The organism is Planomonospora antibiotica (assembly GCF_014647955.1).
GTDB classification, from domain to species: domain Bacteria; phylum Actinomycetota; class Actinomycetes; order Streptosporangiales; family Streptosporangiaceae; genus Planomonospora; species Planomonospora parontospora.
Map to the genome: position 1 here is coordinate 197,644 of NZ_BMQE01000003.1, position 13,867 is coordinate 211,510.

14 protein-coding genes are annotated in these 13,867 nt (G+C 72.2%); 2 read left to right on the plus strand and 12 right to left on the minus strand.

Features of this window, described 5'->3' with window-relative positions; all coding sequences use genetic code 11:
- Positions 1–16: 16 nt before the first annotated feature.
- The gene (locus IEZ06_RS04150; protein ID WP_189235292.1) at positions 17–1,171 is read right to left on the minus strand and encodes an ATP-binding protein; all 1,155 of its coding nucleotides are present in this window, start codon (positions 1,169–1,171) and stop codon (positions 17–19) included.
- Between IEZ06_RS04150 and IEZ06_RS04155 the strand changes: the two genes are divergently transcribed.
- Complete coding sequence (locus IEZ06_RS04155; RefSeq protein WP_189235293.1) at positions 1,170–1,823, plus strand: GNAT family N-acetyltransferase; 654 nt, start codon at positions 1,170–1,172, stop codon at positions 1,821–1,823. The genes IEZ06_RS04150 and IEZ06_RS04155 overlap by 2 nt on opposite strands.
- 91 nt (positions 1,824–1,914) lie before the next feature.
- On the opposite strand, the gene IEZ06_RS04160 is transcribed toward IEZ06_RS04155, so the two are convergent.
- From IEZ06_RS04160 to IEZ06_RS04180, 5 genes are all read right to left on the minus strand, one after another.
- Positions 1,915–2,763 carry an endo alpha-1,4 polygalactosaminidase gene (locus IEZ06_RS04160; protein WP_229797764.1) on the minus strand — a complete coding sequence of 283 codons (849 nt, stop codon included), beginning with the start codon at positions 2,761–2,763 and terminating at the stop codon, positions 1,915–1,917.
- A gap of 284 nt (positions 2,764–3,047) precedes the next feature.
- Positions 3,048–4,511: an AAA family ATPase gene (locus tag IEZ06_RS04165; RefSeq protein ID WP_189235295.1), complete on the minus strand. Its 1,464-nt coding sequence runs from the start codon at positions 4,509–4,511 to the stop codon at positions 3,048–3,050.
- A 63-nt stretch (positions 4,512–4,574) separates the two neighbouring features.
- Complete coding sequence (locus IEZ06_RS04170) at positions 4,575–6,614, minus strand: acetoacetate--CoA ligase (RefSeq protein WP_189235296.1); 2,040 nt, start codon at positions 6,612–6,614, stop codon at positions 4,575–4,577.
- A gap of 200 nt (positions 6,615–6,814) precedes the next feature.
- On the minus strand, positions 6,815–7,729 hold the full coding sequence (locus IEZ06_RS04175; RefSeq protein ID WP_229797765.1) for a serine hydrolase: 915 nt from the start codon (positions 7,727–7,729) through the stop codon (positions 6,815–6,817).
- Positions 7,726–8,661, minus strand: coding sequence for a LysR substrate-binding domain-containing protein (locus IEZ06_RS04180; RefSeq protein WP_189235297.1), 936 nt, complete (start codon positions 8,659–8,661; stop codon positions 7,726–7,728). Before IEZ06_RS04180 ends, IEZ06_RS04175 begins: the two co-directional genes overlap by 4 nt.
- A 118-nt stretch (positions 8,662–8,779) precedes the next feature.
- On the opposite strand from IEZ06_RS04180, the gene IEZ06_RS04185 reads away from it, so the two are divergent.
- Positions 8,780–8,998 carry a hypothetical protein gene (locus tag IEZ06_RS04185; RefSeq protein WP_189235298.1) on the plus strand — a complete coding sequence of 73 codons (219 nt, stop codon included), beginning with the start codon at positions 8,780–8,782 and terminating at the stop codon, positions 8,996–8,998.
- On the opposite strand, the gene IEZ06_RS04190 is transcribed toward IEZ06_RS04185, so the two are convergent.
- From IEZ06_RS04190 to IEZ06_RS04215, 6 genes are all read right to left on the minus strand, one after another.
- Positions 8,973–9,686, minus strand: coding sequence for an HAD family hydrolase (locus IEZ06_RS04190; RefSeq protein WP_189235403.1), 714 nt, complete (start codon positions 9,684–9,686; stop codon positions 8,973–8,975). The two genes, IEZ06_RS04185 and IEZ06_RS04190, sit on opposite strands and share 26 nt — an antisense overlap.
- Before the next feature lie 168 nt (positions 9,687–9,854).
- Positions 9,855–10,490 carry an HAD family hydrolase gene (locus IEZ06_RS04195; RefSeq protein WP_189235299.1) on the minus strand — a complete coding sequence of 212 codons (636 nt, stop codon included), beginning with the start codon at positions 10,488–10,490 and terminating at the stop codon, positions 9,855–9,857.
- A gap of 63 nt (positions 10,491–10,553) precedes the next feature.
- Complete coding sequence (locus tag IEZ06_RS04200; RefSeq protein ID WP_189235300.1) at positions 10,554–11,060, minus strand: DUF6912 family protein; 507 nt, start codon at positions 11,058–11,060, stop codon at positions 10,554–10,556.
- A 271-nt stretch (positions 11,061–11,331) separates the two neighbouring features.
- Entirely contained in the window at positions 11,332–11,976 is a 645-nt protein-coding gene (locus IEZ06_RS04205; protein WP_189235301.1) for an HAD family hydrolase, read from the minus strand.
- Between the two features lie 91 nt (positions 11,977–12,067).
- Entirely contained in the window at positions 12,068–13,276 is a 1,209-nt protein-coding gene (locus tag IEZ06_RS04210; RefSeq protein ID WP_189235302.1) for an RNA polymerase sigma factor, read from the minus strand.
- Positions 13,273–13,644 (minus strand): YciI family protein, encoded by a 372-nt coding sequence (locus tag IEZ06_RS04215; RefSeq protein WP_189235303.1) that lies wholly within the window; start codon positions 13,642–13,644, stop codon positions 13,273–13,275. The genes IEZ06_RS04210 and IEZ06_RS04215 overlap by 4 nt, the downstream gene beginning before the upstream one ends.
- Between the last annotated feature and the right edge of the window lie 223 nt (positions 13,645–13,867).

A 13,867-nucleotide genomic window follows, 5' to 3' on the forward strand; every position in this document is an offset into this window, starting at 1 on the left:
GGAGGGTTCGAGCGCGTCAGCCGTACAGGATCGGCAGGTCCACGAGAAGGACCCGCCGATCCCTGTGCGCTTCTGCGCGGAGGTCCTCGTCGAAACCCGCGCCGCTGTAGCAGGCGAGCACGGCGTCCTCGGCCCGGTGCCCCTGAGCGATGAGCAGCTCCCTGGCCCGGCGGAGCCTCTCCAGATGCCCAAGCCCCATAACCTCGTCCCACTTGACCTCGCCCAGCGAGAGCACTCGTTGCCGCTCCTCGAGAAGCGCGGGCGTCATCACCACGACGTCAAGCTGGATCTTGTTATTCTCCCTCTTCGAATGGTCGACCAGGAGGGCCGATCCGACCTCGCCCGGCGGCTCGCCGAAGAAGTCGTCCGCCAGGATCGCCCAGTCGCGGCAGATCTGCTCGAAATCCGGGCCGACGACCTGGGAGAGAAAACGCGGCTTCGACCCTCGCCACACACGTTCGGCCTCCCCCAGTTCGAGCGCCGCCCAGCGGGGCCGCATCACCGCCTGGTAGAAGGTGATGAGGGGCTCGGCGATACGGTAGACGGGCTTCTTCCGCTGGATGAGATCGTGATCCTTGACGATCAGTTGGCAGTCCTCCAGCACGTGGAGCGGATGGGCGATCTCCGCAGATTTCCGGCCGACGTAAGCGGCGATCCCGCCGTTGGTGGCGTTACCGGCCGCGATCGCACCGAGGACGGAGTGGTAGAGCCCGGGGTCACGCGCTTCCACCTCTTCCGCGAGGAGATGGCGCGCCTCCCGGAAAAGCGGCGTCTGCGGGTTGAGGGCCGTACGGCAGACCCAGTCGTCGAAGTCGGCCGGCCCGCCCGGGGTGTCGTTGCGCACGAACTGGCGGCCGTAGGCGGGTGTGCCGCCCACCACCGCGTGCAGGAGCGCCGCGAGTCCTGGATCGTCCGCCCCCCAGAACGCGGCGGCGGAGCGGTAGCGCAGCGGCTTGACGACCAGTTCGAGGCCCGCGCGCCCCCGGAGCGGCGCCTGGCCGGCGAGGAGGCGCCCCATCACCGACATCGCGGAGCCGCAGAGCAGGACCCGCGCGAAACACGGCTCCCGGTCGACATGCCACCGTCTGTCGAGGTGCCGCTGGAGGATCGAAGGCAGCTCCGGGAAATCCGGTGGATTCTCCTTGACGGCGCGGGCAGGATCGGCAGGCATGCGGCGCTTTCCCGTCTTCCGGCTCCGGGTGACCACCCCCCGCCTCGAACTGCGGCTCCCGTCCCTCGACGACCTCGACGCACTCGCCGATCTGGCCGCCGAGGGCGTGCACGACCCGCAGGAGATGCCGTTCGCCGTCCCCTGGACCGACGCGGAGCCCGCCGCGCGCGCCCTCAGCACGCTCCGGTGGCAGTTCGGCCAATGGTCGGCCTGGTCGCCGGAGAAGTGGGGCTGCTCCTTCGTCGTCGTCCGTGAGGGACAGGTCCTCGGGACCCAGGAGATCGCGGGCACCGACTTCGCGGTCACCCGCCAGGTCTCCACCGGATCCTGGCTGGGGCGGCGCTTCCACGGGCAGGGGATCGGCACCGAGATGCGCACCGCCGTACTCCACCTGGCCTTCGACGGGCTGGGCGCCCGCTACGCGCTCTCCGGCGCGTTCGCCGACAACCACGCCTCGGCCGCGGTCTCCCGCAAGCTCGGCTACCGCGACGACGGCTTCGAGGTCCTGAACCGCCGGGGCGAGGCCGCCGAGTCGCGGCGGTTCCGCCTGTCCCGCGACGACTGGACCACCCCGCCGGGATTCGGGATCCACGGCCTCGGACCGTGCCTCCCCTTCTTCGGAGCCGGCACCGCGGCCCGGACGGAGCGGTGAGAACGGGGGCATGAGAAGACCGCCGGGACGAAGGCACGGCCCGGCGGCGGAGCGACCGGCCCGGCGGACGTCCCGGCGGCAGGACGCCGGATCAGCAGGCGTCGTAGACGTAGTTGCGCTGGCCGGCCCTGCGCAGCGGCACGTCGCGCAGCATCACCGACAGGCGCGAGCCGAACCGCTTGCAGGTCTTCGTGAAGTCCGCCCGGCGATACTCGATGACGATCACGTTGGAGCCGTACTCGCCCACGTAGGTCCCGCACTCGTCGTAACGGCCGCACTCCTCGGCCACCGCGAAGTCGAAGCCCGCTTTCCGGCCCGCCCCGGCGATCTCGGCCGAGTTCTTCTGCGCGATCGCCAGGCCCTCGGCATGGGCGGCCTCGATGAGCAGCCCGGCGAACGCCAGCGCGTGCTCCTGCTTCACCAGCCCGCCCGAGCGGGAGAAGGTGTCCAGGTTGTCGATCTCGACGGCGTCGTAGCCCTTGTCCGCGCAGCCGGCGATCCAGCCGCCGACGATCCCGGCGAGGGCGGCGCGCTTGGCCGGGGTCCGGACGTCGAGCAGCAGCTCGCCCCACTCCTCGTCCTCGACGTGGGCGCCGCCCGCATCCTTGAGCAGGAGGTCGTCGTGGGTCCGCTTCCACCAGGCGGTCTCGTCCGGCTGGGTCTGGAAGCCGTTGACGTAGCAGATGTTGTAGAGACCGGCGGCCGGGGCCTCGGTCCGGTCGCGCGAGACGATCCGCGTCCCGGCGGGCGGGGTGTACCCGCCGCCGAGCTGGTAGTCGGCCTTGGCGTTCACCGGCGGGAGGACCGGCGCGGGGGCCGCGGCGGCGCCCGCCGTACCGGCGGAGAGCACGGCGCCGAGGAGGGCCGCGGTCGCGGCCAGGAGCGCGGAGCTCCGGCGGAGGCGGTGCGTCGGACGCGTCGTCGCTCGGGGGAAGGGCACGAAGAGGTTCTCCTGTACGGCTCGGCGCCCGCCCCGCACCCCGCACGGCGGGCATGCCGGAGGGCCGGTGGCCGGACGCGGACGGATCCACTCCGCTTCCGGCCGGGGACGCCGGACGGAAGCGGCCATCAGGTGCGGCAGCACGCTAACAGACCGACGCCTTACCGGCCCGCCCGATTCGCCATTTTTAAACGTCTCATAAGGAGATACTCAGTGTAATTATTAGATAACACATCGCTGAATGCATATATCACGCCTTGTCGCGGCTGCCGCCCGCCCCGGCCTCAGCCGTACAGCGCGGGCAGGTCCACGAGGAGCACGCGGTCGTCCCCCTGGGCGGCCGAGGTGAGGGCGGAGTCGAAGCCGGCTCCGCTGTAGCAGGCCAGGACGGTGCGGGAGGTGTCGTAGCCCTTGGCGGCGAGCAGGTCACGGGCCCGCCGCAGGCGCTGCAGGTGCCTGACCCCCATGACCTTGTCCCACTTCGCCTCTCCCAGGGAACGCACCGCGCGGGCCTCGTTCGGGTAGTCGGGGCCGAGGACGGCGACGTCCACCTGGATCTGCTTCCTGGTGGACGGGTCCACGACGGTGCCCGCCGCGACCTCGCCCACCCCGCCCTCGAAGACCTCGCGCGCGTGGCGGGTCGCGAACTCCCGGCAGAGAGCCTCGAAGTGCGGCCCCATGACCTTGGAGAGGAAGCGCTGCCGGGACCGCTCCCACACCTCCTGCGCGTGACCCAGCCCCAGATCGGTCCATTCGGGGCGCATGACGGCCTGGTAGAAGGAGATCAGCGGTTCGGTGATCCTGTACTGCGAGGCGGACTTGAACGCGTCCTTCTCCTTCACCAGGAGCCCGCAGTCCTCCAGCACGTTGATCGGATGGGCGATGTCGGATGACTTGTAGCCGATGTGACCCGCGATCCCGCCCCACGTGCCGTTCCCCTCGGCGACCGCGGCCAGGACCGATTGGTAGAGCGCCGGGTCCCGGATGTCCGCCTCCTCGGCCAGCAGGTAGCGTCCCTCGCGGAAGAGGGAGGTGCGGCGGTTGAGGACCGTGCGGGCCACCCAGCCGTCGAAGTCCTCCAGCGAGGCGGGGAGGTCGCCGGCCGTGAACTCGTCCCGATAGGCGGGCGTCCCGCCCACGATCGCGTGCACCAGTGCGGCCAGCCGGGGGTCGGAGATCCCCCAGAACTCCGCGGCCTCACGGAAGCCCAGCGGCTGGACGAGCAGCTCCAGCCGGGCGCGCCCCCGCAGCGGAGCCTGACCCGACAGGATCTTCCCCATCACGGAGAGCGCGGAACCGCAGATCAGCACCCGGGCGAGGCTGCTTCCCCGGTGGGTCCGCCCGCGCAGGTCGATCTCCTGCTTGAGGATGGACGGCAGCGCGGGCTCGGCCTTCATCAGGTAGGGGAACTCGTCGATGATCAGCGGGAGCGGCCGGTCCTTCGGAATGGAGAAGAAGAACGCCAGCGCGTCCCGCCAGTCCGCGAAGGGATAACCCACCGGCGATCCCGAGTATCTCGCCAGGGCCATGCCGAAGAGCCGGAGCAGTTCGATGCTCGTCCCCTCGGTCGCCTCGAAGTAGAAGCCGCCCGTCTGCTCGGCCAGCGCCTTGAGCAGGAACGTCTTGCCCTGTCTGCGCCGTCCGCTGACCACGCCGAACGCCACCTCGGCCTGCGTGCCCGCGGCGAAGGAGGCCAGGGACTCCCACTCCCACTCGCGACCGAAGACGTGGTCCGGTTTCTCGGCCATGGATGCCCCGCATATCACTGGAGTACAGACCAGTGGACTGTACTCCAGTGATATGCGCCCGTCTCAGGATTCGGGAGTGAAGGCGAAGAGCACCTCCGGGTTGGCCATGGCGTCGAGGTTGGCGGCCTGCTCGGGCGGGACGCCGAGGAGGATCTTGCGGATCGGGACCTCCAGCTTCTTGCCGCTCAGCGTGCGCGGGATGCCGGGCACCTCGGTGATCTCGTCGGGGACGTGGCGCGGGGAGAGCTCGGTCCGCAGGGCCGTACGGAGGCGGGCCACCAGGTCGCCGGTGAGCTCCGCGCCCTCGGCCATGGTGACGTAGAGCAGCAGGCGCCCCTCCTGGCCGAGCTGGCCGGTGTCGATGACCAGGCTGTCGGCGATCTCCTCGAAGCGCTCCACCACCCGGTAGAACTCGCTGGTGCCCATCCGCACGCCGCCCCGGTTCAGGGTCGAGTCGGAGCGGCCGTAGATGACGCAGCCGCCGTCGGGCAGGATCTTGATCCAGTCGCCGTGCCGCCAGACGCCGGGGTAGTCGTCGAAGTAGCTCTCCCGGTAGCGCGAGCCGTCGGGGTCGTTCCAGAACATGACCGGCATGGACGGCATCGGCACGGTCAGCACCAGCTCGCCCACCTCCCCGACCACCGGCTTCCCCGACGGGTCGAACGACTCCACCTTCGCGCCCAGGCACCGGCACGGGATGACGCCCGCGCGGACCGGGAGCAGGGGGACCGCGCCGACGAAACCGGTGCACACGTCGGTGCCGCCGGAGAACGAGCCGAGCTGCACCTCCGGGAGCGTGTCGTGCACCCAGGCGAAGCCCTCGGGCGGGAGCGGCGAACCGGTCGAGCCGAGGCCGCGCAGCCGCTCCAGCCCGCCCGGCTCCAGCCCGGCCTTCATCGAGGCGGTGATGTACGGCGCGCCGGTCCCGAAGTAGGTGACGCCCTCCTCGGCGGCCAGCCGCCACAGGGCTCCGGTCTCCGGGTGGGTGGCCGAGCCGTCGTAGAGCAGCACGGCCGAGCCGACCAGCAGGCCGCCGACGAGGTAGTTCCACATCATCCAGCCGGTCGTGGTGTACCAGAAGAAGACGTCGTCGGGGCCGAGGTCCTGGTGGAAGGAGAGCGCCTTGAGGTGCTCCAGGACCACGCCGCCGTGGCCGTGCACGATCGGTTTGGGCAGGCCGGTGGTGCCCGAGGAGTAGACGATCCAGAGCGGGTGGCCGAAGGGGACCCGCTCGAAGGCCAGGGGGCCGTCGGCCGAGCGCAGCTCCTCCCAGGTCAGCACGGTCGCGGGGCCGTCCGGGGCTCCGCCGCCGCCCGCCGCACCGCCCGCCGCGCCGGCCGTGCCGGTCGCGTCTCCCGCGCCCGCCGTACGGCCGGCCTCCTCCGTGGCCGCCGTGCCCGCGTCCGCCGTACGGCCCGCCCCCGGCGCGGGCAGGCGCACCAGGGCGGCGAGCGTGGGGAGCCGCGCGGCGATGTCACCGGCCACGCCGGACCGGTCGAAGTGCCTGCCGTTGTAGTCGTAGCCGTCCGCCGCCAGGAGCACCTTGGGCTCGATCTGGGTGAAGCGGTCGATCACGCTGGGCGCGCCGAAGTCCGGGGAGCAGGAGGACCAGATCGCCCCCAGGGAGGCGGTGGCGAGGAAGGCGACGAGCGTCTCGGGCACGTTGGGGGCGTAGGCGGCGACCCGGTCGCCCCGGCCGACCCCCAGGGCCGCGAGCCCGGTGCGGACCCGGGCGACCTCGCCGGCCAGTTCGCCCAGCGTGAGCGTGCGCCGTCCGCCCGACTCGTCGCGGAAGACCACCGCGAGCCGGTCGGGCTCCGCCTGGGCGCGGCGCAGCGCGTTCTCCGCGTAGTTCAGCGCCGATCCTGTGAACCATTCGGCCCCGGGCATCGTCCCTGATATGACGGGCCCGTCACCACGCTCCCCCACCACGCCGAAGTAGTCCCAGACCGACGTCCAGAACTCCTCCGGAGCCTCCACCGACCACCGCCAGAGCGCCTGGTAGTCGACCGGCCGGCCGAGCCACTCCATGTATGCGGTGACCTTGGCGTTCTTCGTGACGTCCGGGGTGGGTTCCCAGAGCAGCGCACCTTCCTTGACCATGCTCCCATCCTTCCCGCACCCCGTCCGGATGTCATCCCCCGGACCCACACACCCCCGCCGCACGGCATGTGGGCCGCGCACACCGCCCGGCGGCGGAGCGGACCGCCGGCTCTCGCGCCGCCCCGGGAGCGCAGTCACTCCGCCGCGAACCGGGCCGCCCCGGGAGCGCGGCCGCTCCACCACCGGCCCGGACCCCGGTCTCAGGAGCGCAACCGCTCCACCGCGACCCGGGCCGCGGTGCCGATCACCGCGTCGGCGCGCGGCTGGTTCTGCGCGGTGCCGTACGAGCGGGTGAAGACCGCCACGGCGTAGCGGCCCCCGTCGGGGTACTCCACCACCCCGGCCTCGTTGCGGAGCGTCGGCAGCGTGCCGGTCTTCCCGCTGACGGCGACGTCGTCGTACGGGAAGCCCGAGGCGAGCCGGTGCGGCCAGACCTGCAGGCCCAGCAGGCGGCGCATCGACGCGCAGGACTCCGGCGAGGCCGCCTCGTCCCGCCAGATCATGCCGAGCAGCCGGGTCGTCTCACGCGGCGTGCTGCGGTTGGTGCGGGCCGGGTCGAGCACGCGCAGCCGGGCGACCACCGCCGGATCGGTCGGCATGTCCTCCTGACCGGCGTCCTCCACGATGCTCGCGAACAGCCCGGCGCAGTCGTGCTCCAGCCACGTGCCGACCAGGCCGAAAGAGGCGAGCATGGTGTTGACCGCCGCCAGGCCGACCCGGCCGATCAGGGTGTCGGCGGCGGTGTTGTCGCTCACCGCGATCATCAGGTAGGCCAGGTCACGCAGGGAGATCGTCACGTCGTCGGCCATGGCCGACACCCCGGTGGGCCCGGGGGTGTGGGCGTCCGCCACGATCCTGACCCGCTCGGCCGGATCCAGCTCCCCCCGGTCCGCCTGCCGGAAGAACTCCACCAGCAGCGCCACCTTGAACACCGAAGCCGTGACCACGGCCCGGTCCGCCCCATAGGCGATCTCGGCACCGGTGTCCAGGTCCACGGCGTGCAGGAAACCGGTGACGCCCGCCGCGCGGAACAGTCCGTCGAAGTCCGCCGCGCCCTCCTCGCCCGCCGTTCCCGTCGCACCTGTCATGTCCGCCATGCCCGTCACGCCCGTCACGCCAGGAATCCCGAGGCGGGGCGCGTCCGCACCCGCCGCACCGGCGCCGCACCGTCGTCCGTCATCCCGGCATTCTCCTTGAGCACTCGTACGGCCACCGCCCCGAAGACCGCGGCGGCCGGTCCCGCCTCCCCCCGCCAGGCGGTCGAGATCCGCCAGGCCAGCGGCTCCCCCAGCAGCGGCCGCCAGCGCAGGCCGGGCAGCTCCACGCGGGGCCCGAAGGCGATGGCGGTCCCGGCGATGACCAGCCCGAGAGTCTGCGCCTCGTGCACCTCCTCCGGGACGAACCCGTGACGGCGGCACTCGGCGAGGGTCTCCTCCTGCAGCCCGGGCTCTCCGGGGAACAGGACGAGCCGGCGGCCGGCCAGGTCGGCCAGGTGCACCGACGACCGTCCCGCGAGCGGGTCCGGCTCGGCCAGCAGGACGCCCGGGCGCTGCACGAGCACCGGGCCGAAGCTCAGCCCCGGGGCCGCGACCGGGTGCCGGAGCACGCCCACGTCGAGGGTGCCGGCGGCGAGTCCGGCGACCTGGTCGGTGCTCCACATCTCGGCGGGGGCCAGCCGCACCCGGAGGTCCGGCTCCTCTCCGCCCGCCTCCCGGAAACCGTCGATCAGGGCGGCGATCACCGCCGAGCCCAGGTCGGGCGGGACTCCGACCCGCAGGACCTCGCCCTCCCCCCGCTCCGCGAGGGCACGGAGCCGGTCGACCCGGTCGACGATCTCCCTTGCCTCTGCCAGGAGCGCCCGTCCCGCCTCGGTCAGCCGGACCTGGCGGCTGGAGCGGTCGAAGAGCCGGACGCCCAGTTCCTCCTCCAGGCGGCGGATGCGCTGGCTGAGCGGCGGCTGGGCCATGCCGAGCCGGATCGCGGCGTTGCCGAAGTGCAGTTCCTCGGCGACGACGGTGAAGTAGCGCAGATGCTTCACCAGGTCCATGAGCAGCGATGATATCGCTTCCGCTATTGAATGCTGACATATATCGTCATTGGACACAAAGGCGTCTCCCCTGGTCCCCTCCGGACTTCTCTGCCGGCGGGGACAAGGGGAGACGCTCATGAAGCCGAGAAACCGCGTCATCGCCGCCGTCGCGGCCCTGCTCGTCCCGGCCGTCGCAGCAGGCGGGGTCGTGTGGGCCCTGCGTATCCAGGGCTCGCCCGAGCAGACGGCCCGGGGCTTCCTCGCCGCCCGCTTCCCGCCGCCCTGGCGGACTCCGATGAGCGGTCGGGGACGGCGAGCAAGCGGTGGCGTCAGCCGGTCCGGGCGGGAGCGGTGAGGCGGGTCACCGCCTCGACGAGCCGGGCCGGGTCGGACAGGTCCGGCAGGACCACGTCCGCACCCGCCTCGTGCAGCTCGGCCGGGAGGGACCGACCGGTGGCGACCGCGATCATCGAGGCGCCGGCGATCCGGGCGGCCTGCACGTCCCGGGCCGAGTCGCCGATCAGCACGGTGTTGCTCCCGTCGAAGACGGCGCCGTGCCTGCGTCCCGCGCGGCCCTGCGCCACCTGGAGCAGGCTGGCCTTGGGGTAGACCTCCTCCCCGTAGCCGCCGATCTCGAAGTCGACGTAGCGGTCCAGGCCGAACGCGGTCAGCTTGTGCACGGCGTTGCTCCTGATCGTGCCGGTGAGCACCGACTGCACCGTGCCGTGGAGCCGGGCCACGGCCTTCAGCGCGTCCTTCGCCCCCGGCATCGCCCTGCCCTCCTTGGCCAGCCGCCTGCGCCGGGCGCCGAAGGCCTCGGCCAGCGCGTCCAGGAACTTCGGGAGGTGCTCGTCGGAGGCGACGACCCCGTTGATGGCCAGGGTCTCGAAGACGATCTCGGAGTCCGGGCGGCCGTTGTGCTGGGTCAGCTTCACCAGCGGCCTCCCGGTGACCTGCCGGAAGGCGTCGGCGTAGGCGTCACGGGTGACGATGGACACGTCGACGAGGGTCAGATCGACGTTCCAGAGAACGAGGCGGTTGATCGTGGCCTCCGGAAATGGGTGGGATGCCAGAGTACGGCCGCCGCCGTGCTCCGGCCGCCCCCGATGCCGAAACCGTCCCGCTCGGTCGAGCCGGGAGGAACCGGGAGGAGCCTCTCGGCTCGGGAGAGGTTCTCCCCTCCCGGAGCCCGGCTTCCGGGAGCAGGCCGGTCAGGCGTGGTCGACGGCGTCCGCGAGGGTGTCCACCACCGGGACGCCCAGCGCCTGCAGGTCCCTGCGGCTGGTCATGCCACCGGTGTAGAGCACCGCCCGGGCCCCGACGTGCTGCGCGGCGTGGGCGTCGTCCACGCTGTCGCCGATCACGAGCACGTCGGCCGGGTCGACGCCCAGGGCCTTGAGGTGGGCCACCATGGACTCGGCCTTGTGCCCGCCGGGCACGCTGTGCAGCAGCCCGTCGACGCGGGTGAAGTGCCGGTCGATGCCGTAGTCGGCGACCTTGGCGACCAGACGCTCGTGCCACCACATCGACAGCAGCGACTGGCTGCCGCCCGCGCGCTCCCACTCCTGCAGGGTGGAGAGCGCGTCGGCCGTCAGGCCGCACTCCAGCATCAGCCGGTGGTAGTGGTCGTGGAAGCCCTGGTCCATCAGCTCCCACTCGCCGTCGGCCAGCGGGCGCCCGAGCATGCGCTCGTAGGCCGTCCAGATCGGGCGGGTGTAGACGGCGCGGAAGCCGTCGGCGTCGTAGGCGCCCACGCCGTACGGCTCGAAGACCGCGTTGGTCGCGCCGACCACGGCCTCGATGTCGTCGAAGAGCGTGCCGTTCCAGTCCCAAACGATGTGTCTCATATCGCCACCAAGCCTAGCCAGCGCCCCGCGTGCCCCGCACCGGGATAAACCCGGGACGGGACCTCAGCCGGCCAGGTCGGAGATCTCCTGGGTGGCGTACCACAGGAGCTCGTGGGCCTCGGCGCCGTCCACGGTGAAGCGCGCGTCGTCGTCACCGGCGTCGGCCGCGGGCAGCGCGGCGACGGCGGCCTCGACGTCGGCGGCGGCCGACTCCTCGTCCACGTGGACGGCGGCGATCTCCTCCAGCGCGACCGCCCGGGCGAGCCGCACCCGCGACCGCTCGGCGAGGTCGGCGCCCACGGCCACGGCCTCGTCCGGCACCTCGACCGCGATCACCACCCGGCGCGCGGCGACCTCCACGCCGTCGGCGCGGTCGGCGGCCAGCATCCGCAGGGACGCCCTGGCCGCGTCGGTCAGGGCGACGTACTCCAGCTCCTCGGTGTCGCCCGAGGCGTACCACTCGATCAGCGCGGGGGTCACCGCGTAGCCGGTCAGCGGGGCCGGGCCGAACTCCTTCGCGGTGGCCACGCGGGCCAGCGCCGGGAGCGTGGCCGGCAGGTAGACGCGCATCCGTTCCTCGATCTGCTCATACGATCTCTGCTGCGGCGCGGCGGCGGAGGCCGGCGCCGGATGACACCCGAGTCTGCCAGTCCCCCCGACCCGGCCGCGAGATCCGGTCCCCCGGCGGCGAGCCGGGCTCCGGGGCGGGCCCCGCGGGCGCGGTAGGCGCAGCGGGGCGGGCGCGATAGGCACGACCCCTCGGGGGGCACGGACACCGGGCACGGACGGCGGGCACGGACGGCGGGCAGGCCGCCCTCAGCGCAGGACGACCAGACCGCCCTCAGCGCAGGACGACGCCGAGGAGCCCCTCCAGCTCGGTGATGGTCGTCTCCGCGTCCCGGTGGTGCACCCCGGTGATCCCCAGCGCGCGGGCCGCCGCGATGTTGGCCTCGATGTCGTCGACGAACACGCACTCGGGGCCGGAGAGCCCCACCAGGTCCAGGGTGTGCCGGAAGATCCGCGGCTCCGGCTTGCGCATGCCGATCTCGCCGGAGATGACCACGTGGTCGAAGAGGTCCTCCCACGCGTCCCGGGGGTAGTCGTTGGCCCAGGAGTTGGAGAGCAGGCAGGTCCTCAGTCCTGCGGCGCGGGCGGCGCCCAGCATGTCGTACATCGGCTGGACCGGCTGGAAACCGGCGAACATCCGGGTCAGCAGCCCCTCGGCGACCGGCGGCACGCCGTCCAGCGTGAGCAGCCTCCTCGCCAGGTCCTGCTCGAAGTCCAGGGCGGAGATCTCACCGCGCTCCAGCGCGTGGATCGTGTTCTCGCCGTCCGCGGCGCCCTCGTAGGCGTGCATGATCAGCTCGCGCATCACGTCGCGGTAGCGGTCCGGGTCGATCCGCTCGGCGGCGATCCACACGTCGATCGCCTCGCGCAGCCCGGTGGTGAGAACACCGCCCCAGTCGATCAGCACGCCCTTGAACATCCCGCCTCCTCGTCTGGAACGGGTTACAGGTTAGGCGCAGCCGACGGGGAGGCGGAACCGGGCGGGTGCCGGTGGGGGGATCGGGCGGGGCCTACGCCCTCACCCGGCCTGCCCGGGACTCCAGGTAGCGTCGCTCGGCGAGGCTGGCGGTGGCCTGCGCGGCGCGCCGGTAGTGCTCGTACGCCCCGGCCGTGTCGCCGGTCTTCTCCAGCAGGTGCGCCCGCACGGACAGCAGCCGGTGGTGCCCGGCCAGGCGCTCGTCACCGTCCAAGGCGGACAGCAGGGCCAGCCCGGCCGACGGGCCCGCGGTCTCGGCGAGCGCGACCGCCCGGTTGAGGGTGACCATCGGGTTGGGCGCGATCCGTTCCAGGACCAGGTAGAGGGCGTGCACCTGCGGCCAGTCGGTCTCCCCGGCCGTGGCCGCGTCGGCGTGCGTGGCGGCGATGGCGGCCTGGAGCAGGTACGGTCCCAGCGCCGGGCCGGCCAGCGACGCCTTGACCAGCTCGACGCCCTCGTCGATCAGCTCGCGGTCCCACTCCGTACGGTCCTGCTCGTCCAGCGGCACCAGGTCGCCGGCCGCCGTCGTCCGCGCCTTCCGGCGGGCGTGGGTCAGCAGCATCAGCGCGAGCAATCCGGTCACCTCGCCGTCCTCAGGCAACTGCGCGTGCATCATCCGGGTCAGCCGGATCGCCTCGTGCGCGAGGTCGACGCGGTGCAGCTCGCTGCCTGAGGAGGCGGTGTAGCCCTCGTTGAAGATCAGATAGAGCACGTGCAGGACGACCCGCAGCCGTTCCTCGCGCTCCGCGCCGTCCGGCAGGCCGAACGAGCTGCCGGCGGCCTTTATGCGCTGCTTGGCCCGGCTGATCCTGGCCGCCATCGTGCCCTCCGGCACCAGGAACGCGCGGGCGATCTCGGCCGTGGTCAGACCACCGACCGCCCGCAGCGTCAAGGCGGTCTGGGAGGTCGCCGTCAGCGCCGGATGGCAGCACAGGAACAGCAGGACCAGCGTGTCATCGGTGTCCGGCACCTCGGGTGCCACCCTGGTGGCCGTCGCCGACTCCCGCTCGCGGCGCGCGCGGTCACTGCGCATCTGGTCGATGAGCCGCCGGGACGCGACGGCCACCAGCCAGCCTCGCGGATTGCCCGGCATGCCGTTAGCCGGCCACTGCACGGCTGCGGCGAGGACGGCCTCCTGCACGGCGTCCTCGCACTCCTCGAACCGGCCGTACCGGCGTACCAACGCGCTGAGGACCTGCGGCGTGAGCTCGCGCAGCAGGTCCTCGATGGCCGATGCCGTCATGCCTCCAATTGTCCGTCAGCGAACATCACCTGCCGCACCTCGACCCCGAGACCCTCGATCGCGGCGTCCGGGATCCGCGCCGCCAGCTCGATCGCCCGTTCCCTGTTCTCGCAGTCGATCAGGTAGAAGCCGCCCAGATACTCCTTGGCCTCCAGGAAGGGCCCGTCGGTCACCACCGGCTGACCGTTGCGTACGGACACCACGGCGGCCTGCGACGGGTCGACCAGCGCCTGTGTGGTGATCAGCTCGCCGGACCTCTTCAGCGCCTCGATGAACCTGCCGTGGCCGTCGCCGATCGCCGCCTTCTCCTCGTCGGTCAGCGCATCCAGCACGGCCGGGTTGATGTGCATGCTGATCAGGAACTGCATCTCGCACCCCTCGTGGTTCACGGGCCCCGGACCGGGCCCTTCGACCGGTCGGTCGGAGCCGTCGTCTCCGTCTTGACATCCCCCGCCGGAACTTTCGCACGGATTCTCGCCCGCGCCGATGTCAAGAAGCCCCCGACCGCTCCGACCGACCGGCGAAACATCGAGAGAACAGAGAGCTTCGGATATGCGAATCAACCGGGCATGGCTGGGAGCGGCCCTCCTC

Coding starts and splice junctions, on each gene's coding strand:
- IEZ06_RS04155 (WP_189235293.1), top strand. CDS start 1,170: ATGCGGCGCTTTCCCGTCTTCCGGCTCCGGGTGACCACCCCCCGCCTC.
- IEZ06_RS04150 (WP_189235292.1), bottom strand. CDS start 1,171: ATGCCTGCCGATCCTGCCCGCGCCGTCAAGGAGAATCCACCGGATTTC.
- IEZ06_RS04165 (WP_189235295.1), bottom strand. CDS start 4,511: ATGGCCGAGAAACCGGACCACGTCTTCGGTCGCGAGTGGGAGTGGGAG.
- IEZ06_RS04170 (WP_189235296.1), bottom strand. CDS start 6,614: ATGGTCAAGGAAGGTGCGCTGCTCTGGGAACCCACCCCGGACGTCACG.
- IEZ06_RS04180 (WP_189235297.1), bottom strand. CDS start 8,661: ATGGACCTGGTGAAGCATCTGCGCTACTTCACCGTCGTCGCCGAGGAA.
- IEZ06_RS04185 (WP_189235298.1), top strand. CDS start 8,780: ATGAAGCCGAGAAACCGCGTCATCGCCGCCGTCGCGGCCCTGCTCGTC.
- IEZ06_RS04195 (WP_189235299.1), bottom strand. CDS start 10,490: ATGAGACACATCGTTTGGGACTGGAACGGCACGCTCTTCGACGACATC.
- IEZ06_RS04200 (WP_189235300.1), bottom strand. CDS start 11,060: ATGCGCGTCTACCTGCCGGCCACGCTCCCGGCGCTGGCCCGCGTGGCC.
- IEZ06_RS04205 (WP_189235301.1), bottom strand. CDS start 11,976: ATGTTCAAGGGCGTGCTGATCGACTGGGGCGGTGTTCTCACCACCGGG.
- IEZ06_RS04210 (WP_189235302.1), bottom strand. CDS start 13,276: ATGACGGCATCGGCCATCGAGGACCTGCTGCGCGAGCTCACGCCGCAG.
- IEZ06_RS04215 (WP_189235303.1), bottom strand. CDS start 13,644: ATGCAGTTCCTGATCAGCATGCACATCAACCCGGCCGTGCTGGATGCG.